Origin of the sequence: Mycobacterium gordonae (assembly GCF_017086405.1) — a bacterium.
GTDB lineage: Bacteria > Actinomycetota > Actinomycetes > Mycobacteriales > Mycobacteriaceae > Mycobacterium > Mycobacterium gordonae_D.
In genome coordinates, this window is sequence record NZ_CP070974.1 from 138,560 (window position 1) to 160,893 (window position 22,334).

Below are 22,334 nucleotides of genomic sequence, written 5' to 3' on the forward strand. Positions count from 1 at the left end.
ATGCCCCGCCCCTATCCGGCAGAGTTCCGCGCCCGCGCGATCGCGCTCGTGCGCGCCGGCAAGCCGCAGAAGCAGACCGCCGACGATCTCGGCATCCACCCGGTCACGTTGTCGACGTGGATCAAACAGGACGACATCGACCGCGGGATGCGTCCCGGTGTCCCGACGAGCGAATCAACCGAGCTGCGCGCTGCCCGGCGAAGAATCCGCGAGCTGGAAACCGAGTTGGCCATCGTGCGTCAGGCTGCCACGTTCCTCGGGGGGGACAAGCCCCTCCCAAAAGGCTCTACCCGGTGATCGACCGACTCGTCGGCGCCGGGGCACCTGTGGACCGCTGCTGCGTCATTCTTGGTGTGACACGCCAGAACTACTACAAACACAAGCGAAAACCGACCACAGCCACCCAGCTACGCAGGCAATGGCTGACCGGACTGATCCGCGAGATCCACGTCGCCTCACGCGGTACCTATGGCTATCGCCGCGTCCACGCTGAACTCACCCTCGGTATGGGAATCACCGTCTGCCCGCGCACCGTGTCGGTCCTGATGACCCTGGCCGGCATCTACGGCCTGCCCGGACCGGTACGGGTCAAGCGACTACGTGGCGTGGCCACCGCCGACGATCTGGTCAATCGCAAGTTCCACCGACTGACCCCAAATGAGTTGTGGGTCACTGACATAACGCAACACCGCACACGAGAAGGATGGCTGTACTGCTGCGCTGTCCTGGATGCGTTCAGCCGCCGGATCGTGGGCTGGTCGATGGACTCGAAGGCGGATGCAACGTTGGTGGTCAATGCGTTGGATATGGCCATCCGCAACCGCCAGCCCACTTCCGGCGGCATCGTCCACGCCGACCACGGAACTCAATTCACCTCATGGGTTTTCGGCGAGAAGATCCGCTCCGCAGGACTAGTTCCGTCGTTCGGGACGATTGGTGACGGCCTGGACAACGCCATGATGGAAAGCTTCTGGTCCTCCATGCAGATCGAGCTACTCGACCGCCAGAAGTGGAAGACCCGCGTCGAGCTGGCCAACGCGATCTTCGACTACATCGAGATCTTCCACAACCGCCAACGCCGCCACTCGGCCTTGAACTACCGCACCCCGATCGAGTACGAACTATCCTTCACCAACGACACCCTCACCGCCGTCAGTTAGCCACCACGACTGGAACCCAACAGGTAGGGCAGGTCAAACTGTCACCTATTCGTGCAGCAGACCCGTCAAGACCTCGCGGCGCGGCGATGCCGTACGCCCCGCAACAGCCGGGGAACTCGAAGTGATCGCCGCGGCGATGCCGGCACGCTACCAAGCCCCCATCCGCATGGCCGCCTGGTTAGCGATGCCGTTCAGCGCGTTAGGAGAGCTGCGGCGCAAAGACGTAGACCTCCACGCCCAAGTCGTGCGCGTGCGCCGCGCGGTCGCCTTGATCAACCGCCACTTTCAGGTCACGACACCGAAAAGCACCCTTGGAATCCGAGATATCCCAATCCCGCACAAGCTGGCTCCGATAATCACCGCCCACCTTCGCTAGCACGTCGAGCCTCATCGCGAGGCTCTGCTGTTTCCTTCATTTCTCGATAACTGCCGCTCTGTCTCCGTCGGTCCTGTACCCGATGTTTGATCAAGCGCGTGCCACTGCCGGGCGCCCAGATCTCCGCGTGCCCGATTTGCGGCGCTCTTGCGACCTTCTCCTCTGAGCAACATCGCGCAGTCGACCGCTAACGAAGAATGTTCGCCGTCGTAAGGGATATCTTCTCCGCAGCTAGGACAGCGCATTCTCTTATTCTCTTCCCAAAGAAGCGCAGCTGGACTCGGAGTGTGGCTGCGACGGATGCCGCTGAGTTACAGCGGGGTGAAGGTGAGGGTCCACGGCCCCTGTGTGTTGTATACGTGGAACGTGGTGCGCCCGCTCGCGCGGAACGTCGTCGTGCCGGTAACGCGTTGGGAAGTGCTCTGTCCGATGGCGTTGATGGCGGGAGGACCGTCAGTGCCGTCGGCCTGCACCGGCGCCACGATCATCGTCCAGCTGGATGCCTGGTACTTGATGGTGTAGCCGTGAGCCACCAGCTCGGCAGTCTCGACCGACTCGCCGGTGCCATTGATAGAGACTGGGTAAGCGGGCACTGCCGGTGCAGAAACCGTGCTACTGGGCGCATCGGAGCCACCCACTGTTCCGTGATAGTGCTTGTCAGCACTAGGTGTGTACGTGCAGGCGCTCAGTGCAACAACCGCGGCCGCAGTAATGCACACGGTCCGCAGTCCAGTCGTCGTGATCTTGCGCACTCGTACCTCCTTGTACCGAGCTAACATTAGGGCAGCCGCTATGCGACCCGCGGGTTGGTGGGTCGTGGTCCACTTTAGAGCGAAATCAGCTGGGTAAGTTCACAGTGGGTGGAGTGGGGTCGGTTCGCGTTGTAATGGCGGCGCCAGGCTTCGATGATCACACAGGCTTCCAGCAACGAGTCGACGCGCCATTAGTTGAGAAGTTCATCGCGTAGCCAAGAGCGACGCGAACATTTGCAATCTGGGCTGTGGTCTCTGATAAGCGGCGTTGCCGCGCTGTTTTTCGCTGAGCAGGAATGTGAACGTCGCACCTGCGGCCGCGTCATGCGTAACCGACGAGGTCTTGGAACTTGTCGTCGATGTTCTGGTGACTAGCAGCATTCCCGGCGCCCGAATGATGCTGGTAACTGCTGTGCCCTGCAGAGGATCGTGTTCGGTTGTCGTGGAGCAGGTTTGGGCATCGACGGTAAGGAGAGCCGGATCATAGGAGAAGCGGCGGCCGACCGTGGCGAGCAGGACGGTTGTGTCGAAGGAGACGTAAGCGGCGATGTCCGGGTATAGCCGAGTGTGTCCAGGCGCAGCTCGCAACGGCGGATTCCGTCGCCGGTGTACAGGTAGGGAATGCTGTCGTCCCACGCGGCGCCGGGCTGCAGCTTCCGTTCAACGAGGTCGACGAATGCGCCGAGCTGAGAGGAGCTCTGCACACATCAGCGCCGTTGGGCCGTCGCGCATTTCGCCGGTTACCGGGTTGATGAAAATGATGACGCGTTTGCGCATTTACTGCCAAGTCAGCATGTCGAGGAGTCTCAGATCGGTGATGTGGTGCAGGTTCGCGCCTAGTGTGCCCTCGTTGCCGAGTACCGCGCGTAGCCGCGTGAGCGCTTCGGACTCAGTATTGGTGATCAAGTCGTCACGAATGGCGGGCCAGTAGGCGGCTCTCTGGTATTTCAGACGCGGGTAGCGGTCGGCGGCTTGCTCAGCGAGCTGGCGGTACACATCGGTCACCTTGGAATCAAGGATGGGGATAGCCGCGGGGCGCTTGATGTGAAGTACCTTGCTGATTTTCGATCGAGCCACGTTGGTTGGCGCGTCCTGTTCAAAGTGCCGGTAGAACGATTCGAGTTGGTCGTAGAGACCATTTCGGATATTCGGCTCAGCGCGTAGAAGATCAGCGTCGGCTGGCGGCCACGGCGCGCTGGTTGCACGTTCGACAACCATACGAGTTGCTCTTCCGATATACGTGAATAGATGACCCATGTACGGGCTACTTCCGCACGAGTAAGCACTTCCGGGTCGCCGGGACCAGGCAAGTCGTAGTCGACGATGGTCCGGCCCGGATACTGCCGCAGCTGGGCCACACACTCTTCGATCGACCGCTCCCTGCCGGCGATCACAATGACTTCTGAAGTAGACACCCTGTCACTCTCACATGTCCAAGAATGCGAGCGCAAAGTCGCGATCGCGGTTACGATCCCCAATCCAACCGTCACAAGTAGTGGTCTTTGCCCAGACTAGCTGCGAGTCCCATACATCGCGGCGCCCGACGTATCGTCGAAATTGGTTGAGACGGACTTCGCATATGAACAGCTCAGCGCCGAATGGCTCTGCGGAGCCTTGGCTGAATCGGTTATCGGTGTGGGCATGGAGGTCTACGGCCGCGGACCCCTGCTGGATACCGCAGAAAATCTCGACCTGGCTCGCATGTTGGCGCACCGGGGACTGGACGCCTCGACCCCTGACATCTTCCGCATCGCTCAGACCGTGGCGTGGTGCCGCTGGACGGACATCGCGTCCGGCCTCGGCGCCGACCCCGAGGAGCTACGCGAGGTGCTCAACCTGTCCATGTCGCGATTGAGCGAGTTCCTTGATGCCGCATGCCGATACGTGTGCGCCCCCACGCAGGCCGACTGGCGCCACGCCGACATTGAGCACCAAAGGAACCTCAAGCGTCGCGCGCTGATCGAGTCCCTGCTCTATGGCACCGCTACCGACACCGACACCGCCGTCGTGGCTGGTCTTTTGGGCTACCGCCTGGACCTGCCGCACACCGCGGCTGTCATCTGGTCTGATCGAGGCGACGACGATGCAGCCGCTCTGGTGGACGCCGCTAGAGCGTTGATCGAAGCCTGCGCCGGCCAGTCGCTTTCAGTGACGTCCGGCGCCCAATCCCAATGGGTGTGGGCACACCAGGTGGAATGTGTTGATCCTGGTCAGATCGAGGCGGCCATCGCGCCGCAGGTGTACATGGCGCTCGGTGGCCCCGGCTACGGCATTACAGGCTTCGTCCGCAGCCACCGCGACGCTTTGGCCACCCAGCGCATAATGGCCCAGTTGAAGTGCCCCTAGCGGGTCCTGCACAGTTCGACGCAACTGCAGCTCATCGGGCTGGTGGCGAAAAATCGTGCAGAAGCAATTGATTTCATTGAGAAGACACTGGGGGATTTCGCATTCGCCTCCCCGTCCATACACGCCTCAGTACTGGCCTACATCGAAGCCGGCTGCAACGTCACGCACGCAGCGAAAACTTTGTTCACCCACCGCAACACCATGTTGAATCGACTTGACACGGCGCAACGCCTGCTGCCACGACCTCTAAAGGAGAACCTGATCGACGTCGCCGTCGCACTGGTGACGTTGCGGTGGATGTCAGGACCCGACGCAGGAGCCACGCCGACTGTCCCACAACAACCATGAACCGCAGCGGGCCGCCCATAATGGGCGTACGTGATCGCAGGCGCTCGCGCCACACTGGCGCCAAGACGTTACCGGCTAAGCGAAGGGAGACCGGCCATCGACATCAGCTGCGGCCCAATGTCGTGCGCCTCCTATGGCCAGGCATGGGTTTAGCGAGTTGGCAGAGCTGCGGCGCAAAGACATCGACCTCATGGCCGGCAGTGTGCGCGTGCGCCGGGCGGTGAAGCTGGCCCACCGACGCTTCGAGGTCACCACACCAAAAAGCACGCTCGGAATTCGAGACATCCCTATCCCGGCGACCCTGGCGCCACGCATCAACGCCCACCTGCGCTACCACGTTCACCGCAATGGCGAGGCACTTCTTTTTCCTTCCGTTCTCGATCCCGGCCGCCACCTCTCACCGTCGGTCCTGTACCCAATGTTTCATCACGCGCGCGCCGCTGGCGGGCGCCCAGACTTGCGAGTCCCCGACTTGCGGCGCTGTCACCATTTCCTCATGGCGAAGGAAGGGCCCGCAGCCAACGCCTAGCAGTTGCGCACTCGGCAGGTCAAGCTGCCGCGGCAGCGGCCGCGCTGGGAGGGCACCCCGCGAAATCATGTATTAACGGTTTGTCGAGTGGTTTGTCGTCGCCAAGCAGGGCGGCAGGGGCGTGTTCATCACTACCTTCGCGCTTCACCAGCGGTGTCCGGGAACAAGCCAAGCGGATCAAGGCGTGGATTGAACTCATCGACGCGAACGGCTTGCTCATCTATTGGTTCAGTGCGGCATCGACGTTCAGCCAGGGCAGTCCGTGACGCTGTCGTGCAAACTGCGGCCGTCAGCTAACCGACGGTAGAAGTCCATTCCTGACCGTCCCACCAAACGGACCCCTGACTCGCCCGTCGGGTCGGCATACCAACCGGGGGGCGGTCCTGACGTTGGTTGACCACCTACGCCACCGAATTTGCCGGCTCCCAGGTCAGCGTCTACACGCTGATGAAGCTCCTGGGCCACGAATCCATGGCCACCTCGCAGTGACCAGCGCTACGTCACCGCCGCGGCGGCGAAACGCGCATCGCCGCAGCACGCAAACCGCTGTACGGGCTCATCGCCGGACGAAACACGGAAGACGGTGGCAGCGACTCCCCATAGGCTCAGCCTGGAACCGCATTTGAGTCCCGCACCTTCGGCGAGTACACGCCCCCGCCGGTGCATGATGCGAGGTGAACGAAGCGGCTAGTCGGTACACGTTTGCTAGGGAGGGATGACTTGCAGGGAAGACCGTTTGGCCGATACCGGCTGATCGAGCTATTGGGTCGCGGCGGCATGGGCGAGGTGTGGCGTGCCTATGACACTGTCATCGACCGGACCGTGGCGATTAAGATGCTGCTGCCGCACTTCGCTCAGGACAGAACCTTTGAGCAGCGGTTCCGTCGGGAAGCCCGCGCCGCTGCCCGCTTGGACGAACCTCACGCGGTTCCGATCTATGACGTCGGTGAGATTGACGGACGTCTCTATGTGGCCATGCGCCTCGTCAAAGGCCAAGAGCTGCAAACGCTGCTCAGCCACGGGCCACTACAGCCGGACCGGGCCGTTGAGATCATCGGGCAGATCGCCTCGGCGCTCGATACAGCCCACAACGCTGCGCTGGTCCACCGCGATGTCAAGCCGTCCAACATTCTGGTCACCAAAGACAACTTCGCGTACCTGATCGACTTCGGTATCGCGAGCGCTGCGGGAGACACCGGCATGACGACCACTGGCAGCCTCATTGGCACATGGGCATACATGGCTCCGGAACGATTTAGCACCGGCGCGGACCACCGTGCCGACATCTACGCTTTGGCATGCGTTTTGCATGAATGCCTAACCGCAACCAGACCATTTCCGGGGAACAGTCTCGAACAGCAGTACGCGGCACACCTGTCGGCCCCGCCACCGCGCCCATCCGTCACGGTGACAGGACTCGCACCCTCGATGGACGAAGTGATTGCCAGGGGAATGGCGAAAAGTCCCGAGCTTCGGTTCCAAAGCGCCACAGATCTGGCCAGGGCGGCCCGAGTTGCCCTCAGTCGTGGCGCTGCCCAACCGCATCCCCGCTCTGCGGAACGGTTCCCCACCGCACCGAATGCGCGCCAGCACGGGTCGCAAGCCGTCGACAAAGAGACACCTCCGAGCCCGAAGAAACCTCTCCGTGCATCGCCTTCTACTGAGACCGATCAGACAGGGAATGACGCGACTCCAGCACTACGGAACCAGCGACGCCGCATCGTTGTGAGTTTGATCGGTTCGAGCGCGGCGATCGTGGCAGTTATAACGGTTGTGAGCCTCTTCGTAGTCAGCGGCAAGCACGCATCGTCGTGGTCTCAGACCGTCGCTTTCCATTTGTCCGACAGCTTCGGGGTAGCGGTCGACCGCAGCGGTGCTGTGTACGCCACGGGCATCAACCGTTCGGGTCCAGCTGAGGTCACCATCCTCGCTGCCGGATCGAACACACCCACTACCCTGCCACTGACGAATGTTGAACCCCGTGGTGTTGCCGTCGACAGCACCGGAGCGGTTTACGTGGCCGATGCCGCAGGCAATCAAGTGGTCAAACTTCATGCCGGACAACAGACAACGCTGCCTTTCGTCGGGCTCAATAGGCCCCTCGGGGTCGCGACTGACAACTCAAACGCGGTCTACGTCGCTGACACCCGCAACAACCGTGTCCTCAAACTGGCCGCTGGATCCACACAACAAGCCGAACTGCCCTTCACCGGCCTCAACAACCCTCACGCTCTTGCCATTGACAACGCTGGCGACGTGTATGTCACTGACGGCATCAATAGCCGAGTACTTAAGCTCGTCGCCAAAATGAAATACCAGCTGCCGCTGCCCCTTCGAGGCTTCGCAGACGCCTATGGCCTTGCTGCCGACACGAAAGGAGCGGTCTACGTTGTCGACCACGACCACGACGGTCGAGTCGTCAAGTTAGCCCCCGATTCCAACCAACAGGCTGTGCTGCCGTTTAAAGGCCTTCAATTTCCGCATGGTGTGGCAATTGACAGCAACGGCTCCATCTACGTCGCAGATGGGAACAACCAGGTAATTAAGCTGGAAGAGCGCTAGCACGCACGAACGCAAAGCGCGAAGAGGGCAATAGCCTTGTCCGCCTCCCCGTCGACCGAAGAAGAGTTACCAAGCCGCCTTTCGTCTAGGGCGTCGAGGTCGGGTGTCCCGGTGGCTGTGGGTGCGCTTGCGCTGGCGCCGCCTACGACGATCACGGAAACCTCGCCTACTGCGGAGCCGCAAGTTTAAGGCTGATCACAGCGTGGTGAAGGTGAGGGTCCACGGCCCCCGTGTGTTGTACACGTGGAACGTGGTGCGCGCGCTCGCGCGGGATGTCGTCGTGCCGGTAACGCGTTGGGAAATGTTCTATCCGGTGGTCACCTCGACAAGCCAGCAGAGCAGGGCTGTCCCGTCGGTGCAAGAAAGTGTCGTCGGGACCGTTACAAGGAGGGGATGAGGTTGTCACGTCGAGTGGTTGCCGGGCGGTACGCCGAGATTGCCAACACGCGGCCCGTCAAGTGATGGCCGTGCAAGTTGTCTGATCGCCCACACCGAGGGCCATCCACAAGTTCTGATCACTGCTTGCCTTGACCGCGCCGTCGCGGTCAAGGCCCTTCCATCCGCGCATCCGATGGAGGCGCCGGGTCGCCCGGCGGGACTGAGGTTCGGTGACCTGGCCGAGCAACCACGTGCCGTACGCCTCTTTGGCCGACCGCCGCTCACCCGCGGGGCTACCCGCTCGAGGAACCGGCCCCAGAGCGACGGACCCTTCTCGCGGCTGCGCGTGGTCGACATGGTGGCGACAGCCTAATTCTTAGTTTGCCGGATAGGTCGCATTTCGTCGGGGTGGCCGGGCACTGGCGGCTCATCGCGCGGCACGCTCGCGGCCTATCTCACAGTCACGTTCTAAGGTGGTCGGGTGCGTCTGGTAAGCGCCTTCGACGAAGCGGTGTGCCTTAGACGCGTTGACGATTCCGTCGAAAACGTCGTATTGCATGGCGGGCAACGGCACACCGCTTTCTTATCCGGGTGGGCTGGTCCCGGGTCCGCTCACCAAAGTGCAATGACCTCAAGTGCGTTTTCGAGCCCGGCGAAGTCGATAATGTTTCGGATGGCTAGGGCTGCGTTGTTAGCGACTGCCACAGCCGCGATCATCACGTCTACGCGCCGCCGACCGCCAGGTGTACGTCCAGCCGTGACCACAGTGGCGCACAGTTCCCGGTAGACGTCGGCCTCACGTTGGGCAAAGGGCAGGCCATCTCCGTAGGCGTTGCGCAATTTGATCAGTAAAAATGTTGTCCAACAGTCTTGGCGAGTCCCCGTTACTGAGTCCACCCCGTTTTGGAGTCGGGTTTGTTTGATCCGGATTCAGTTGATCTCGCAGGCCACCGGGGTGTGGGTGTGCCGGCAAGCCGCAGCGTACTCGGCGGGGGTTCGATAGCCCAGCGCCGAATGGCGGTGTCGGTGATTATGTTCGTGCTTGAAATCGCCGATCACCACGCGGGCCTCGAACAGGGTGTTCCAGTGGTTGCGGTTGAGGCACTCCTTACGTAGCCGGTTGTTGAACGACTCGATATGCCCATTGATCCACGGGCATCCTGGTGGGATGTAGAGCAGGCCGGTTTTGTTCTCGCAGAATCGTTGCAGCGCTTGGGAAACCAGCTCCGGGCCGTTGTCCATGCGCAGCACCTTCGGCGGTCCGCCGGCCACCGCGAACGCCGTCTCGAGTTCGGTCACGAGACGTTCGGCGGTGATGGAGCGCTCCACGATGTTCAGCAGCGACTCGCGGGTGTGCTCGTCGAGCATCGAGGCGATCTTGATGGCCTTGCCGTCGGTGGTGGAGTCGAACTGGAAATCGATCGCCCACACCACGTTCGGTGCATCGGCTACCACCGGCGGGACCGAGGACACCCCAGACCGCTTACGCGGCGAGCGGATCTTGACCTGCAGGCCCTCCTCGCGCCACAGCCGATGGACTTTCTTCTGGTTGACCTCACGACCCACGTCGTAGCGCAAGGCCGCCCAGGCGCGCCGGAACCCGTGGCAGGGGTGTTTGGTGGCGTAGGAGCGCAGCCAGGCTCGCATCTGGGCGTCTGGATCATCCGGAGTCTGCGCCGCGGGCAAGCGGCGGTAGGTGGAGCGGGCCAGCCCAACGGCCTTGCACGCCAGTCGTTCCGACATACTCAGCGTGTCCTTGAGCATGTCCACGGCGCGCCGCTTGGCAGCTGGGCTCAGAATTTTCCCTTCGCGACCTCCCGCAGCGCGTCCTTCTCCAGTTCGGCCTCGGCCAGCAGCCTCTTCAAGCGCGTGTTCTGCTCGCGCAACTCCCGTAGCTCTTTGGCGGCGTCGGTGTCCATGCCGCCGTAGGCGCGGCGCCAGTTGTACAGCGTGGCGGCTGAGACACCCAACTCGGCAGCGATCTCGTCACCGGTCTTGCCTTCAGCAGCCAGCTCGTCCGCGCGGCGCAACTTGCGCACGATGTCCTCCGCGGAATGCCGCTTACGACCAGCCATGTGTTTCATCGTCCCTTCCAGCCCGACCTCGGGCCACAGGACTCTAAAACAAGCTGGACTCATTCACGGGGAACACGCCAGTCTGGCCTGTTCATTGGTGGATGGCTAGGCGGCCAACCGTAGCCCACCGGTTGACACGCAGCCGCTGCAACTCCGAGACCGGATCACATCGGTCTGCCATCACGGCGTGCTTGTCAGCGAGCAGACGGAAGAGGGTTATTGCGTTACCAGAACACGATGGTCGTCCGGCGCGATCGCCGCTCTCACTTGAAACGATCGGGCTCCGCGCAGGCCTTCGTGGATCCCGGCTCCAAGAGCCGGTCGAAAAGCTTGCAGACGTAGCGTCGTGAGGACCTCTAAGCTCACAATGGGAGGATCACGCTGATGAAGTTCACCAAGATTGGCTGCTTGCACCTACACGAGCGAATTCGGCCGGGGCTGTTCGTGATCGTTGCAGCAACGACGAGCATGGCCTTCGCCACCCCGCCACAGGCACGTGCTGAGACCCCCTTGGCCGCTTTCTGTGGTGACAACGCGGCCCAACTTCAGAGAACCTCACACGAGGCCGGCCTTGACCCAGCCGAATGGGCCGGTGACCCGAAAAACCTTGCGAGGTTCGGTTTTCAAGGACCCGGTGACATCGACACCCTCTACCACATGGTCATTGACAGCGGCGCGCCGAACATCACGTCGCATTGGTCAAACGAGAATGGTCGCATCGAATGGCGTTGCTCGGGCCAGTGACCGTGTAGGGATCCTGGCGCATCCCCACACTCAGCGCGGTGCAGCGTTAGGACATGTGCGGCAGGCTGCCCCAGTTGACGCCCCAGGTGGCGATCTTGGTGTCTACGGACTTGGGGTGTTCGAAGCCTTCGAGTGTCGACGTGGCTGTGCCGCTGGCCATGTAGGACCCGGGTTTGAGGGCGATGAGTTGATCGTCGTTGGGGAATTGCACGGAGTAGGAGCCGCCGTCGTGGACGTCGATCACTGCGCTGTAGTCGCGGCGGAAAACGTCTGTCGCTCCGCTGTTTTGGTCTCCGTAGCCGACCTGCATGTGGAACTCGAGGGTGACTGGTGCGCTGGGCAGGTTGGTCTGGCAGTTGGAGGCGTTCATCCGGCTGCCGGCGTATTTGGCGCCGCCGAGGTCGTAGGCGAACGGTTGGTCGACGGAGAACTGGCAGCGGATGAAGATCACGTCAGTGTGTGCTGTCGGGGTGGCCGCGGCTGCGGCCAGTGCCGCCGCCGCGGCGGCGGCTATACGGGCGGTGGTGAACACGGTGTGTTGTTCCTCTCGGGGTGGCGCAACCGCGCAGGGGCGCGGGTGGGTTGGGTCAGGGGCAGTTGACGGTGACCTGGAACGGCACGGTCAAGTCTTGCCCGGAGTTCTTGACTCCCCAGGCTTTGCCGGTGAGGCAGCGCATACCGGCCGCCGTCGAGCAACCCACGGGTGGGGCCGGGGAAATGCCGCTTGGCGGCGTGCAGGAGCTGACCCATGACAGTCCTCGGGCAGACGCACCGCGGCCAGCACCGAGTCGATGACCGTGTGGGCGGTGATGCCGGCACTGGCAGCTTCAAAGCCCAGGACCAGTCGGTGCGCCAACACCCGGTGTGCGACATGGGCGATGTCTTCGGGTCGCACGTGTTTACGGCCACGCAGCAGCGCCAGCGCGCGCGCGGCGTGGCACAGCGCCAAACTGGCCCGCGGGGAGGCGCCGTATTCGATGACCGCGGCCAGCGGCGGTGGCAGGTATTGCCCTGGGGTGCGGGTGACCGCGACCAGTTGGCTGGCGTAGCTCATCAGCGCCGGGTCCAAATGGGTGCTGGCGGTCACGGTCTGCAGCCGGCGCACTACCTCGAGCCCGATCACCGCCGGGGTTGGGCGGTCTTTGCGGTAGACGCCGTTGTCGCGGCGCATCATGACTTCGACCTCTTCGGCCACGCTCGGGTACCGCAGAACGTCTTTGAGCATGAACCGGTCGGCCTGGGATTCTGAGAGCGGATAGGTGCCCTCTTGATCGACCGGGTTCTGGGTGGCGATCACCATGAACGGCTCCGGGATCGGATACAGCGTGCCCGCGATCGTGGTCTGCCGTTCTTCCATCGCCTCCAGCATCGCGCTCTGGGTTTTGGCGCTAGAGCGGTTGATCTCATCGAGCAGCACGATGTTGGCGTGCACTGGACCTAGGCGTGTGACAAAGGAATTGGTGGCCGAGTCGAAGATCTGGGTGCCGATGATGTCGCTGGGCAGCAGATCCGGGGTGCACTGGATGCGGGCGAAGCGGCCCTCGATCGACTCGGCGATCACCCGCGCCGCGGTCGTCTTGGCCAGCCCGGGCACACCTTCCAGTAGCACATGCCCGCCGGCCAGCAGCCCGATGAGCAGCGTTTCCCGCAGCGTGCTCTGGCCGACCACTTTGGCCGAAAACGCCGCCACCAACGCGGCAATGCTCATCTGAGCCCCCTCAATTTCGTGAGGGGACACACACGTGTTGTCCACGGTCATGACCGGGTCTCCTTGCCGGGTTAGTCGAAGGTCAACGCGGGCGGTGTTTTCGCCATATCCGCGGAGCCGTAGAGGAATTGGCTGGCGGTGGCCGTTTCGGTGCCACCCTTGCGGGTGGCGGCGGTGATCGGCACCGTCACCTTGCCCGAGAAGTGCACCGACAGCTGGTAGGGACTGAAGCGGGAGAAATCCATGGCGCTGGTGTCGGGCGGGCCCCAGCTGACCGTGCCATCGACCAGAGTGCGGGTATCGTAGGAATCCAGTTTCATCGGACACCCCGGCGGCGCCAGCAGATTCGAGTGCTCGCAGGCGGCCATCGCGGCGTTGAACGAATCGGCGACTGCCGCCTTTCCTGTGTCAGACAGGGCGATCTCCGGGCTCATCCACGCCCCCCCGCTCAGCGAGAGCTGATCAAGTAGAAGCGGTTTGGCGCTGACCGCCAGATACGGGTTGGTGGAGCCGATGTCGATCCAGCCGGGGAACACATACACCGTCGCGTCGGCCACCGGCTTGCCGAAGAACGTGATTGTCTTGGCGGCGGCGTTGCCTGAGGTGGAAAAGTGTTGACCGTCGAGCTTGATCGCGGCCGCATCCAGCTTCCAGCCGCCGTGGTCCTTCTTCACATACAGGGTGGTGTCGGAGTTCTTGTCGCCGAAGTTGGCGACCACGTGCACCCGGCCCATCCCCAGTCCACCGGAGTCGTCGCTGAGGATCCGGATATTCGAGATCGGCCACTGGGTGATCTGCTTTCTCAGGACCTCGTTGGTCAGGAACTGTTTACTGGCCGGCTGATCCACCCCGTAGGACAACGCCGCCTCGGCATCACCACGCGCCAGCGCCGCCAGATATCCCTTGACCGCATCCCCGGCAGTGGCGGCCCCACCATTACCGGATCCTCCCCCCGCCAGAGTAAGGAACAGCACGACCGCCACCGTCACCACGACCACAGCCCCCACCGCCAGGGTGACCCACAATGCCTTGCGCCGTTTGGGATCCGGTGGCCCCACCAGTGCGCCCGGGCTCGGGGAGTACAGCGGCCCAAGCGGCTGCAGGCCCGCCGTATCCGGCCCGGTGGCATGCGGGCCCACCGGATGCGCTGCCCAGGTGTGCCGTCCCCCGGGCGGTTTCACCGGTGCGTGCGGATTCAGCCCCGCCCCCGGCAGCTGCGGGCCGCCCGGCGGTGGTGTCCAATTGTTCACGACACGATCTCCATTTCTCTGTCTGTCAGTGCGGCATGTTCTCGGCGATCGCCGTCACGATCGCGACCGGTTGCGCGGCAGTGACTTTCGGGCCGAAGATGTACACGTCGATCACGACATTGGCGCGCGAGGCGATCGCGTGCGCGCACACCTTGCCCTGCCCGCCCTCCAGCACGTTGACTACCGTGGCGACATCACCGGTGGCTGAAGGGAAACCCAGCGTGTAGAACAGGGTCACCGGGTCCGGGGGCGGCTCAGTGGTCGACAGGTGGACATCGGCGCACCGCTGCCAGGCCATCGAGGTGCGCACCACAAACCGCGTCGCGACGTCGGCGCTGGGAAAGGCCACCACCGCCTCATCGATGTCGTGGGTAGGGTGCGGGCCAGGCTCGTGCAATGTGCGCCCGGCCACCGCGGTGTACCCACTGCCCGCATAGCTGGTGTACATCGTGTTGTACAGCGACGACGCACACGAAGGATCGGAGAACGACTCCCCCTGAGGCTGCGTAATCACCGAGTAGCGCCGCGAGATCACGAAGCCCTCGGCGGCCCGCGCACCGCCTCCCACGATCTCGCCGATCTGGTTCTCCGACAACAATAAACGGTCCACACCGTCCGCGGCCACCACCGGTGCACCCGCGTCCCGGGCACGCTGGGGACGGGCCGCCCCCGACACGATGGTCGAACACCCGCTGCCCACCGCGACACACACCACCCCCACCGCGCACGCGCGCAGCATCGCCATGACCCACCGCATCTAGGACACCGGCACTTTCGCCACGACCGCCCGCGTCACCGACTCCGCCTGCCCGCTCAGCCGCTCCCCGCACACCTGCACATCGACGATGACGTTGTTGCGCGCACTCAGCGCGTGCTCGCACATCCAGGTCGGTTCGTCGGCCTCGGTGGAGGTTTGGGTCAGGATGCCGTCATGATCCCCGGCCGACCCGACGTTAAACAGTTGATCCGCTGATGCCGGCTCATCCAGGTAACGCATTGCGATGCGGCGCCCGTCGCACGTGCGCCAGGCGGCCACCTGCCGGGAATAGAACGCCGTGGCGTCCACCGCGAACGGGAACACCACAATGCCCTGCCACACCCGGTGCTCCTTGTCGGGGGTTGCGACGAACTGCGTGCGCATCGCCACCCAGCCCAAGCCGGTGTACATCGGAACCCACGCCACATTCCAGGTTTCTGCGCAGTCATCGGAGGCAGTGGCGCCGCTATATCCGTATGACAGCGACTGCTTCGCACTCATCCCCTGCACCCCCAACACCGCGTCCAGCTGCTCTGGGGAGGGCAACAACCCCGCCATCGCCTCCACGGCTACCGGCAGAGCGACATGCCCCAAATCAGCGGCGGCAAGAGCGGTTCCGCCCACGCGGGTGGTGCACCCCGCGCTCAAGATCGCCACGCCGAGGACGCCGATTGCCGCGCCGGCCCGGGTCAGCATGGCAAGCCCCGACGCAACAGAAGGATCCTCGTACGCGATGACACGGCGGGCCTGGCCTCCGCGCAGATCTCACGGCAGACGCTTACGGCAATGACCGCGAGGTCGGCGCAGGCATCTACCCAGCTCGGCAGGCGGCCTGTCAGGTCCTGCATTAAGGCGCAATCCATCGTCGGCGTCATCCGCTTATCAAGCGAGGGCGAGCGCCAGCGAGCCGAAACCGAGCAGGCTTTCGCCGCGCAGGTAGGTTCCGATGTTGCCGTCGCCGACGTTGGACCAACCGAAGTTGCGATTACCGACGTTGCTGAACCCAAAGTTGTTGCCGCCGTAGTTGTTGGAGCCGACGTTAAAGCTGCCGATGTTGCCGGCTCCGAGGTTGAAGTTGCCGAAGTTGGCGTTGCCGAACACATTTACGCTGCCGCGGTTGTAGCTGCCGAAGTTGAAACTGCCGGTGTTGCCGTCCCCGAAGTTCAGGACGCCGTTGTTGCCGTTGCCGAAGTTGAAGAATCCTTGATTGTTGTTGCCGAAGTTCAACAGGCCCAGATTGCCTGTCCCGCCGTCGAGGAAATTCAATCCGGCGGCGTTGAGCAGAGATGCTTGTGCCTGTACGGCAAGCTGATGAATCTGTTGGGCGACACTGGCGTTGAAGCTGTTCATCGAGTCGGTCAGCGCCCTCTGGATCGAGGGTCCGATCGAGTTGATGTCCTGAACGACCCCCACCGAGCCGTCGACGCCACCTCGTGCGATGTCGATTATGGTGCCGTTGGAGCCGCCAGCGTATCCGTTGGCTCCGGGTGCGCCCGGCGCGCCGGGTTGGCTCAACAACCCTCCCGGGCCACCCTGCCCACCGAGCCCGGGCGTGCCGGGTTGCCCACCGTTACCGCCAAAACCGCCGAATCCGGCCGCGCCGCCGGTACCTCCATTACCCGCGGCGCCGCCCATACCCCCATTGCCGCCGGGACCGAACAGGCTGCCGTGGCCTCCTGCACCACCGAGCCCGCCCGCGCCGCCGGTAACGCCCATGCCGCCCGAGCCCCCGATCGAGTAGCCGGCGCCTCCGTGGCCTCCGGTGCCTCCGGCCCCTCCGGCGCCTCCGCTGCCGCCGGCGCCGAACAGCATCCCCGCGTCTCCGCCAAGGCCGCCGCCGCCGCCGTTGCCGGCTGCTCCACCGTTGCCGCCCCCGCCGCCAACGAACTGCAGGGTGCCGCCGCTGCCGCCGTTGCCGCCAGCCCCGCCGGCCCCGCCGGCCCCGCCGCTTCCGCCCAATATGCCGCCGTGTCCACCGGTGCCTCCTGCGCCACCGAGTCCGCCGGCGCCGCCGGAGAAGTACAACGAGTTTGTCCCGGCCGCACCGGCACCCCCCGCTCCGCCGGCCCCACCGTCACCGAAAAGTCCAGCTGCACCACCGGCGCCGCCCACACCGCCGACCGTTGCGGGGCTAGCAGCGATGCCGCCCGTGCCGCCGACACCACCGGTGCCGTACAGAAGCCCGCCAGTACCGCCCGCTCCCCCGGCGCTGCCGACGGCTCCAGTGCCACCGGCACCACCGTTGCCGAAGAGACCGGCTGCACCCCCAGCGCCGCCTGCGCCGTTGTAGCCGTTGCCCCCGTTGCCCCACAACAGGCCTCCGGCCCCGCCATTTGGGTTGGCCGCGGAGCCGGCAACTCCGTCACCGATCAACGGCCGACCCAACAGCGCGTTCGTCGGCGCATTGATCGCCCCCAACACCTCACGCTCCACGCTTTGCAGCGGATTGACGTTGACTGCCTCAGCCGAGGCATACGACGCGGCCCCGGCCGTCATCAACTGAACGAACTGACCGTGAAACGCCGACATTTGCGCGCTCACCGCCTGATAAGCGATGCCATGGGAGCTGAACAGCGCCGCAATGGCCGCCGATACCTCGTCGGCCCCCGCTGCCAACACGGTGGTGGTCGGCGCGACCGCGGCCGCGCCAGCCTCCTCCAGCGCAGAACCGATCCCGGCCAGGTCTTTTGCCGCGGACGCGATCAACTCAGGTGCGATAGTGACGAATGACAATTTCAGAATCCCGTCCTTCGTGAAAATTGCTTCTGTTCAACAGGAGTCGGCGCAGCCGCGCCATCCCCGTCGGGGCCGCCGCGGCGGCAACACCGGACATTCGCCACTGCTACCCGTCCTTGCTCATGGCGCGGTTAACCGCCGCCTCCCAAGGTGCGCAACCGCCCGCACCCTTACGTCGTGCGCTGGCAGAGCGTGTCGGCCCGCCCTGCCCGTAGCACCCGCTTCTGTTCCTTGGCGCTCCGCGGCTCAACCGCGGCGCAAACATAAAAGCATCAGATGCACTAACGCACAGGATACATTACTGCATCAGTGCCTGGCTAGATGCGTGCCTCGCAAGCTGCATCGCACGCTGTGGGCTGCGGGCTAAGAGGTCGCCGGGCCCGGACCCCCCCGACGCGAGAGGCGCCCGGTTTCTCAACAAAATTTGCCGGCAACTTTTTCACGTCGGCTGTCGAATAGCGGCTGTACGGGCCATACCGTTGCCATACCACCACATCCAACTGGCTGCGAAGGAAAATTGCGGTGTCCGACCCCACCGATCACATCCAAACTCTCGAAGGAGCAATAGTGTTGGCGTGCGCGATGCTTAATTCTCCTGCCGCGCAGCACCATGCCGGCCCTTCGCGCGATATGGATGTGTGGAAGGCGGTGAGCGAGCCGGTGCTGGCCGCACTGCTCTACACCGCATCCCCATGCCAACGCGGCGGCGGAATGACCTGGGTCAACAGCGCTGTCTCCGTGCTGGCAGCAGACATCGGTGATCCCGGTGATGTGGTTGGGATGAGCCACCCGCTGGGGCGCCGTTTCATGGGAAGCCTCGCATCGATGAATGGACCGCAACGGGACTCCGTCTTGCTCACCATCCGCGATGCAGTGCTGCCGTGGATGGCCGCATGACAAGCCACTGCGCGGCGCTCGCCAACCTCAGTGCGCGCGAATGGGCCATCAGCGCCGGTGAACTCTCACCGACCGAGAGGTTGCTGCTGATCCTGTTGTCGGACAAAGTCGATCGCAACTTCACCTGCGAGCCCACCCTGCGCACGCTGGCGGCCGAATCGGGTGCGGGCCGAAGCACCGTCTTGCGCAGGCTCAGGGAGCTCGAACAGCGCGGCCTGATCCGCCGCGAACCGCAGTTTGATGAGGACGGCGCCAGGCTCCCCACCCGCTATTTCCTCAACCACCCGCTCGCGCCGGTTCGCTGCGGTGTATGCGGAGCACCGCGCCAGTCGACACCGTGCTCGCGCGCCGCACACCGAAAGCCGCCTCGCTCTCTCCGCCCCAGCTTCCCCTAGCAGTAACTAGCGACCGCAGGTTTGGGATGTGCGACCGTGCACCTCCTGAACCTTCCCCGCCGAGCTCAATCAGCACCAGCTGCGTCTGGGCCGGCGCGCCGCTCGTCTAGTGATCCGGCCCGCATCTGCCGTCCAAACTCTGCAACGTACACGACACCTCCAGCAGCGGTGAGTAATTCGTGTGCTCACAGCTTGCTGGCGGAGTGCATGTATTCCACATGTGCGCTATTCCTATGCCTCGTTGTGCCGCTGGACCCGTGCAGCACACCGGAGCATCGGACATTCCCCCGCCTCACCCGACTCACGCCCGACGGCACACTCGTGATCGGACGCTGTGGACCGCGCGGGGAGCGCCGATGCGATCTGCTCGATGATCGACACCGCACGGCGGGGCTCCGGCGGGCCGGCCGGTCAGCAGGGTCTGCACATCGCGGACGTTGATTGACCGTAATCGCCACATGCAGCCGCCGCTGGATTTCCCCGAAGTCCAAGACGTACACGACATGAGGTTCGTCGAGGCCGTTGCAACAGAAACTCCGGCTGGTGAATATGTTCGCGTTACTCCGTTTCTGGGGCGCGAGACGATTATTTGCGTTACGTCGTGGGGGCCTTGTGGTAGGAGACTGAGCATGATCAATGTGACGGCAGCATGGTTGGGCGACGGTTGTCAATGGACAGCTGAAACTGCCCGTGGGTGGACATGAGAACTGCCCGTAGGTGGCCAGTAAGAACTGCCCAGTGGCGGACACGAATCTGCCCATGAGGGTGTGTCCGCCGCCGGTGGTTGTGGCCGTTGTTAGCTCAAGGGTTTGACTCCCTTCCCGTGCAGGGCTTGGGCCAGCCGCACGGAGTCTCCGCTGGTCTGGCACAGGTGCGCGTGATGCAGCAGCCGGTCCACGGTGGCTGTCGCCAACGTCTTGGGCATCAGCTCATCGAAGCCACTGGGGTGCAGGTTTGATGAGATCGCCACCGAGCGCCGTTCATAGGCGGCTTCGACGATGCGGTAGAGCCCTTCAGCGGCATCGGCGCCGACTGGCAACAGTCCAACGTCGTCAATCACCACGAGCTCGGCACGTACGATCTTGGCCACGGCCTTGCCCAACGAATCGTCAGCGCGGTGCGCCCGAACTAGGATCCCGATCTGCTCGAGGGTGAACCACGCCACCGGCATCCCGGCCTCGATGACCTTCTGCCCCAACGCTTCGAGGAAGAATGTCTTGCCGGTGCCAGCGGGCCCGCAGACCACCAGGTTCTCCCTACGACGCACCCACTCCAGGGTCTGCAGCGCCTGTTGGGTCGGTAACGGGATCGACGACGCATTCGGGTCCCACACGTCAAATGTCTTTCCGGTCGGGAAGCCGGCGGCTTTGCGGCGGGCGGCCAGCATGGATCGGGCCCGGCCGGCGGCTTCCTCGGTCAGCAGCGCTTTGATGACCTCGGTGGGGTCCCAGCGTTGAGCTCGGGCGGTGGCCAGCACGTCGGCGGCGATCGCGCGGGCGTGCGGCAACCGCAGCCCACGCATCAGCGCTTCGACGTCGGCGGGTAGCGGCTTGGTGGTCGTGGTGGTGGTCACGCGATGCCTGCCTCGTCAGCGTCGATAACGGTGCGCCCGAACAAGTTCCACCCGCTGGTGCCTTGCGCCAGGGAGGTGTCTTCGTCGGCGCCGCGGCGGGTGGGGTCCATGCCCTTGCTGGCGAGGATGGAATCGAGGTCGCCGGTGGCAAAGCGGCCGTGCACGGCGGCATGACCGAGCGCCCAGTCGACATCGGCGCGGCCGGCCAGCGCGGATAGTTCGACCGCGTGGGCCATCTTCTGCAGGATTCGTTCGGTGCCGACGGCGGCGGCTTCTTTGAGCCACACCGCCGCACCCGGCCCCAGCGCCAGGAACGTCTGCTCACTGACGGTGCGGGCCCGCACCCGGTAATCACCGGGCACCCTGTCCCGATGCTCAGGGAAGTGGTCATCGTTGATGGCGGGGCTACCGGGGGTGGCGCGGCGGTGCCGGGCCACCTCCACTGGGCCGCCGTCATCAAGGGCGCAGATCACCACCTCATCGGTGCTGTCGTGGTCGCGGATCCACACTGTCTGGCCCAGAAGGATTGCGGGCAGCGAGTATTGGCAGTGGTCGAAGGTGACCATCGGGGTGTTGTCGGGAACCCGGCGGGTCACCCCCAACGCGGCGGTGTGGGGCAGGTCAGGGACCGCGTGCAGGGCCGGGCGTTCCTGAGTGAGCATCTCGGCCGGCCGGCGTCCCGTGATTCGGTGCACGCGGGCGTTGATCTCGGTGGTGAACCCGGCGCATGCGGCTTCGACGTCGGCGAACGAGTCGTACTGCGGCAGCAGGTTGGTCTGGGTAGGGACGATGTCGGCTTTGGCGAGTTTCACCGCGTTCTCCACTCCACCCTTGGTGGCTGGGTCGGCGGGTTCACACGTCAGCACCGAAATGCCGTAGTAGCGGCCGAAGGTGACCGCGGCGCGGTTGCGGACCGGAACTCCAGCGATGTGTCCAGTTGTGACGGTCTTCTCGTTGTCGGTGAGCAGGTAGGTCGGAGCACCGCCGATGACGCGGAAGATCCGGTCCAGGCCGGCGAACACACTGGGCGCAGTGCGGTCGCGCAACGCGATCACCACCCGATAGCGGCTCCAGGCCAGCCAGGCCACGAGAAGCACGATCTTGCGGCCGGCGACAAGGGGGCCGTCGGCGAAGTCGTACTGTAGCCATAGTCCGGGTTCGGTAATCCAGGGCCGGTGCACGCGTGTATTGCCCAGTCGCCATTGCGCTTTGATCTCCGCCAGCGCGCGGCGGGTAGTGCGGTCGGTACCGGTGTAGCCCAACGCCACCAACTTGTCGTGGGCTTTGTCGCCGCGGATCTTGCCCTTCGAATCAGCCACCCAGGTTTCCAGCAGGTCGCGCCAGTCGTCGATCATTCGGGCCCGCCGCGTGGCCGGCGGCAGGCCGGCGTCGCGGTCTTCGACCGCTTTCTTCACGGTGTGGTGCGAGCACCCGCACAGCTCGGCCGCGGCGCGGTAGGAGCCGGTCAGGTCGTAGGCATTGAGTATTTCCATGAGTTCTCCGTCAGACTTCAAGTAGGTCTCTCCTGGGGTTGTCGGGTCGACTAGGCATCGACATCGAAACCGCAGGAGAGGCCGCAACGGCGCTGACGCGCCGAACGGCATCAAGTAGGTCTGGGCAGATTCATGGCCGCCTGCGGGCACTTTCGTGTCCGCCGGTGGGCAGTTCTTATTGGCCGCGAATGGGCACTTTCATGTCCGCCAGTGGGCAGTTTTTCATGTCCGCCGACAGACGGTGCCATCGTCGAT

General features: G+C 64.1%; 19 protein-coding genes and 2 pseudogenes. 9 read left to right on the forward strand and 12 right to left on the reverse strand.

What is annotated here, in order from left to right:
- Nucleotides 1-1,160, forward strand: a pseudogene (locus JX552_RS31250) (IS3 family transposase).
- Nucleotides 1,161-1,281: 121 nt separating this feature from the next.
- Nucleotides 1,282-1,536 carry a site-specific integrase gene (locus JX552_RS31255; RefSeq protein WP_205878806.1) on the forward strand — a complete coding sequence of 85 codons (255 nt, stop codon included), beginning with the start codon at nucleotides 1,282-1,284 and terminating at the stop codon, nucleotides 1,534-1,536.
- Between the two features lie 311 nt (nucleotides 1,537-1,847).
- On the opposite strand, the gene JX552_RS31260 is transcribed toward JX552_RS31255, so the two are convergent.
- The 3 genes and pseudogenes from JX552_RS31260 to JX552_RS31270 all read right to left on the reverse strand — a co-directional run bounded on the left by JX552_RS31260 (nucleotide 1,848) and on the right by JX552_RS31270 (nucleotide 3,506).
- Nucleotides 1,848-2,129, reverse strand: a complete 282-nt coding sequence (locus tag JX552_RS31260; protein ID WP_205878934.1) for a hypothetical protein — start codon at nucleotides 2,127-2,129, stop codon at nucleotides 1,848-1,850.
- 210 nt (nucleotides 2,130-2,339) lie between these two features.
- Nucleotides 2,340-2,500: pseudogene (locus JX552_RS31265) on the reverse strand (integrase core domain-containing protein); the annotation flags it as partial.
- Between the two features lie 565 nt (nucleotides 2,501-3,065).
- A complete protein-coding gene (locus JX552_RS31270; RefSeq protein ID WP_205878807.1) occupies nucleotides 3,066-3,506 on the reverse strand; it encodes a DUF6308 family protein in 441 nt (146 codons plus the stop codon).
- Between the two features lie 339 nt (nucleotides 3,507-3,845).
- Between JX552_RS31270 and JX552_RS31275 the strand changes: the two genes are divergently transcribed.
- The 4 genes from JX552_RS31275 to JX552_RS31290 all read left to right on the forward strand — a co-directional run bounded on the left by JX552_RS31275 (nucleotide 3,846) and on the right by JX552_RS31290 (nucleotide 8,073).
- Complete coding sequence (locus JX552_RS31275; RefSeq protein ID WP_205878808.1) at nucleotides 3,846-4,634, forward strand: hypothetical protein; 789 nt, start codon at nucleotides 3,846-3,848, stop codon at nucleotides 4,632-4,634.
- 42 nt (nucleotides 4,635-4,676) lie between these two features.
- Nucleotides 4,677-4,982 (forward strand): helix-turn-helix domain-containing protein, encoded by a 306-nt coding sequence (locus JX552_RS31280; RefSeq protein WP_205878809.1) that lies wholly within the window; start codon nucleotides 4,677-4,679, stop codon nucleotides 4,980-4,982.
- A 157-nt stretch (nucleotides 4,983-5,139) separates the two neighbouring features.
- Nucleotides 5,140-5,511 carry a site-specific integrase gene (locus JX552_RS31285; protein ID WP_205878810.1) on the forward strand — a complete coding sequence of 124 codons (372 nt, stop codon included), beginning with the start codon at nucleotides 5,140-5,142 and terminating at the stop codon, nucleotides 5,509-5,511.
- Nucleotides 5,512-6,231: 720 nt separating this feature from the next.
- Complete coding sequence (locus JX552_RS31290; RefSeq protein WP_205878811.1) at nucleotides 6,232-8,073, forward strand: serine/threonine-protein kinase PknD; 1,842 nt, start codon at nucleotides 6,232-6,234, stop codon at nucleotides 8,071-8,073.
- Between the two features lie 1,308 nt (nucleotides 8,074-9,381).
- Here the strand turns inward: JX552_RS31290 and JX552_RS31295 are convergent.
- Nucleotides 9,382-10,526 (reverse strand): IS3 family transposase gene (locus JX552_RS31295; RefSeq protein ID WP_205878812.1). Its coding sequence is split into 2 segments (ribosomal slippage): nucleotides 9,382-10,259 and nucleotides 10,259-10,526, totalling 1,146 coding nucleotides; the frame shifts between segments, so codons are not numbered across the junction.
- Between the two features lie 384 nt (nucleotides 10,527-10,910).
- Between JX552_RS31295 and JX552_RS31300 the strand changes: the two genes are divergently transcribed.
- Entirely contained in the window at nucleotides 10,911-11,270 is a 360-nt protein-coding gene (locus tag JX552_RS31300) for a hypothetical protein (protein ID WP_205878813.1), read from the forward strand.
- A gap of 46 nt (nucleotides 11,271-11,316) precedes the next feature.
- On the opposite strand, the gene JX552_RS31305 is transcribed toward JX552_RS31300, so the two are convergent.
- The 6 genes from JX552_RS31305 to JX552_RS31330 form a co-directional block, all read right to left on the reverse strand.
- Nucleotides 11,317-11,802: a hypothetical protein gene (locus JX552_RS31305; RefSeq protein WP_205878814.1), complete on the reverse strand. Its 486-nt coding sequence runs from the start codon at nucleotides 11,800-11,802 to the stop codon at nucleotides 11,317-11,319.
- A gap of 90 nt (nucleotides 11,803-11,892) precedes the next feature.
- Nucleotides 11,893-12,978, reverse strand: coding sequence for an AAA family ATPase (locus JX552_RS31310; RefSeq protein WP_241011295.1), 1,086 nt, complete (start codon nucleotides 12,976-12,978; stop codon nucleotides 11,893-11,895).
- A 71-nt stretch (nucleotides 12,979-13,049) separates the two neighbouring features.
- Nucleotides 13,050-14,228, reverse strand: a complete 1,179-nt coding sequence (locus JX552_RS31315) for a DUF4878 domain-containing protein (protein ID WP_205878816.1) — start codon at nucleotides 14,226-14,228, stop codon at nucleotides 13,050-13,052.
- Nucleotides 14,229-14,253: 25 nt separating this feature from the next.
- Entirely contained in the window at nucleotides 14,254-14,985 is a 732-nt protein-coding gene (locus tag JX552_RS31320; protein WP_205878817.1) for a sensor domain-containing protein, read from the reverse strand.
- Entirely contained in the window at nucleotides 14,986-15,681 is a 696-nt protein-coding gene (locus JX552_RS31325) for a sensor domain-containing protein (RefSeq protein WP_205878818.1), read from the reverse strand.
- A 186-nt stretch (nucleotides 15,682-15,867) separates the two neighbouring features.
- Complete coding sequence (locus tag JX552_RS31330) at nucleotides 15,868-17,718, reverse strand: PE domain-containing protein (protein WP_205878819.1); 1,851 nt, start codon at nucleotides 17,716-17,718, stop codon at nucleotides 15,868-15,870.
- A 525-nt stretch (nucleotides 17,719-18,243) separates the two neighbouring features.
- Here JX552_RS31330 and JX552_RS31335 point away from each other — a divergent pair.
- Together JX552_RS31335 and JX552_RS31340 are read left to right on the forward strand one after the other, a co-directional pair.
- Nucleotides 18,244-18,618, forward strand: coding sequence for a hypothetical protein (locus JX552_RS31335; protein ID WP_205878820.1), 375 nt, complete (start codon nucleotides 18,244-18,246; stop codon nucleotides 18,616-18,618).
- The gene (locus JX552_RS31340) at nucleotides 18,603-19,013 is read left to right on the forward strand and encodes a helix-turn-helix domain-containing protein (RefSeq protein WP_205878821.1); all 411 of its coding nucleotides are present in this window, start codon (nucleotides 18,603-18,605) and stop codon (nucleotides 19,011-19,013) included. The genes JX552_RS31335 and JX552_RS31340 overlap by 16 nt, the downstream gene beginning before the upstream one ends.
- A 796-nt stretch (nucleotides 19,014-19,809) precedes the next feature.
- Here the strand turns inward: JX552_RS31340 and JX552_RS31345 are convergent.
- Together JX552_RS31345 and istA are read right to left on the reverse strand one after the other, a co-directional pair.
- Nucleotides 19,810-20,535, reverse strand: coding sequence for an ATP-binding protein (locus tag JX552_RS31345; protein WP_065137472.1), 726 nt, complete (start codon nucleotides 20,533-20,535; stop codon nucleotides 19,810-19,812).
- Between the two features lie 47 nt (nucleotides 20,536-20,582).
- Nucleotides 20,583-22,100, reverse strand: coding sequence for an IS21 family transposase (gene istA / locus JX552_RS31350; protein WP_065137463.1), 1,518 nt, complete (start codon nucleotides 22,098-22,100; stop codon nucleotides 20,583-20,585).
- Nucleotides 22,101-22,334 lie beyond the last annotated feature (234 nt).

Coding starts and splice junctions, on each gene's coding strand:
- JX552_RS31345 (WP_065137472.1), bottom strand. CDS start 20,535: ATGCGTGGGCTGCGGTTGCCGCACGCCCGCGCGATCGCCGCCGACGTG.
- JX552_RS31320 (WP_205878817.1), bottom strand. CDS start 14,985: ATGCGGTGGGTCATGGCGATGCTGCGCGCGTGCGCGGTGGGGGTGGTG.
- JX552_RS31270 (WP_205878807.1), bottom strand. CDS start 3,506: ATGGTTGTCGAACGTGCAACCAGCGCGCCGTGGCCGCCAGCCGACGCT.
- JX552_RS31310 (WP_241011295.1), bottom strand. CDS start 12,978: ATGAGCATTGCCGCGTTGGTGGCGGCGTTTTCGGCCAAAGTGGTCGGC.
- JX552_RS31325 (WP_205878818.1), bottom strand. CDS start 15,681: ATGCTGACCCGGGCCGGCGCGGCAATCGGCGTCCTCGGCGTGGCGATC.
- JX552_RS31300 (WP_205878813.1), top strand. CDS start 10,911: ATGAAGTTCACCAAGATTGGCTGCTTGCACCTACACGAGCGAATTCGG.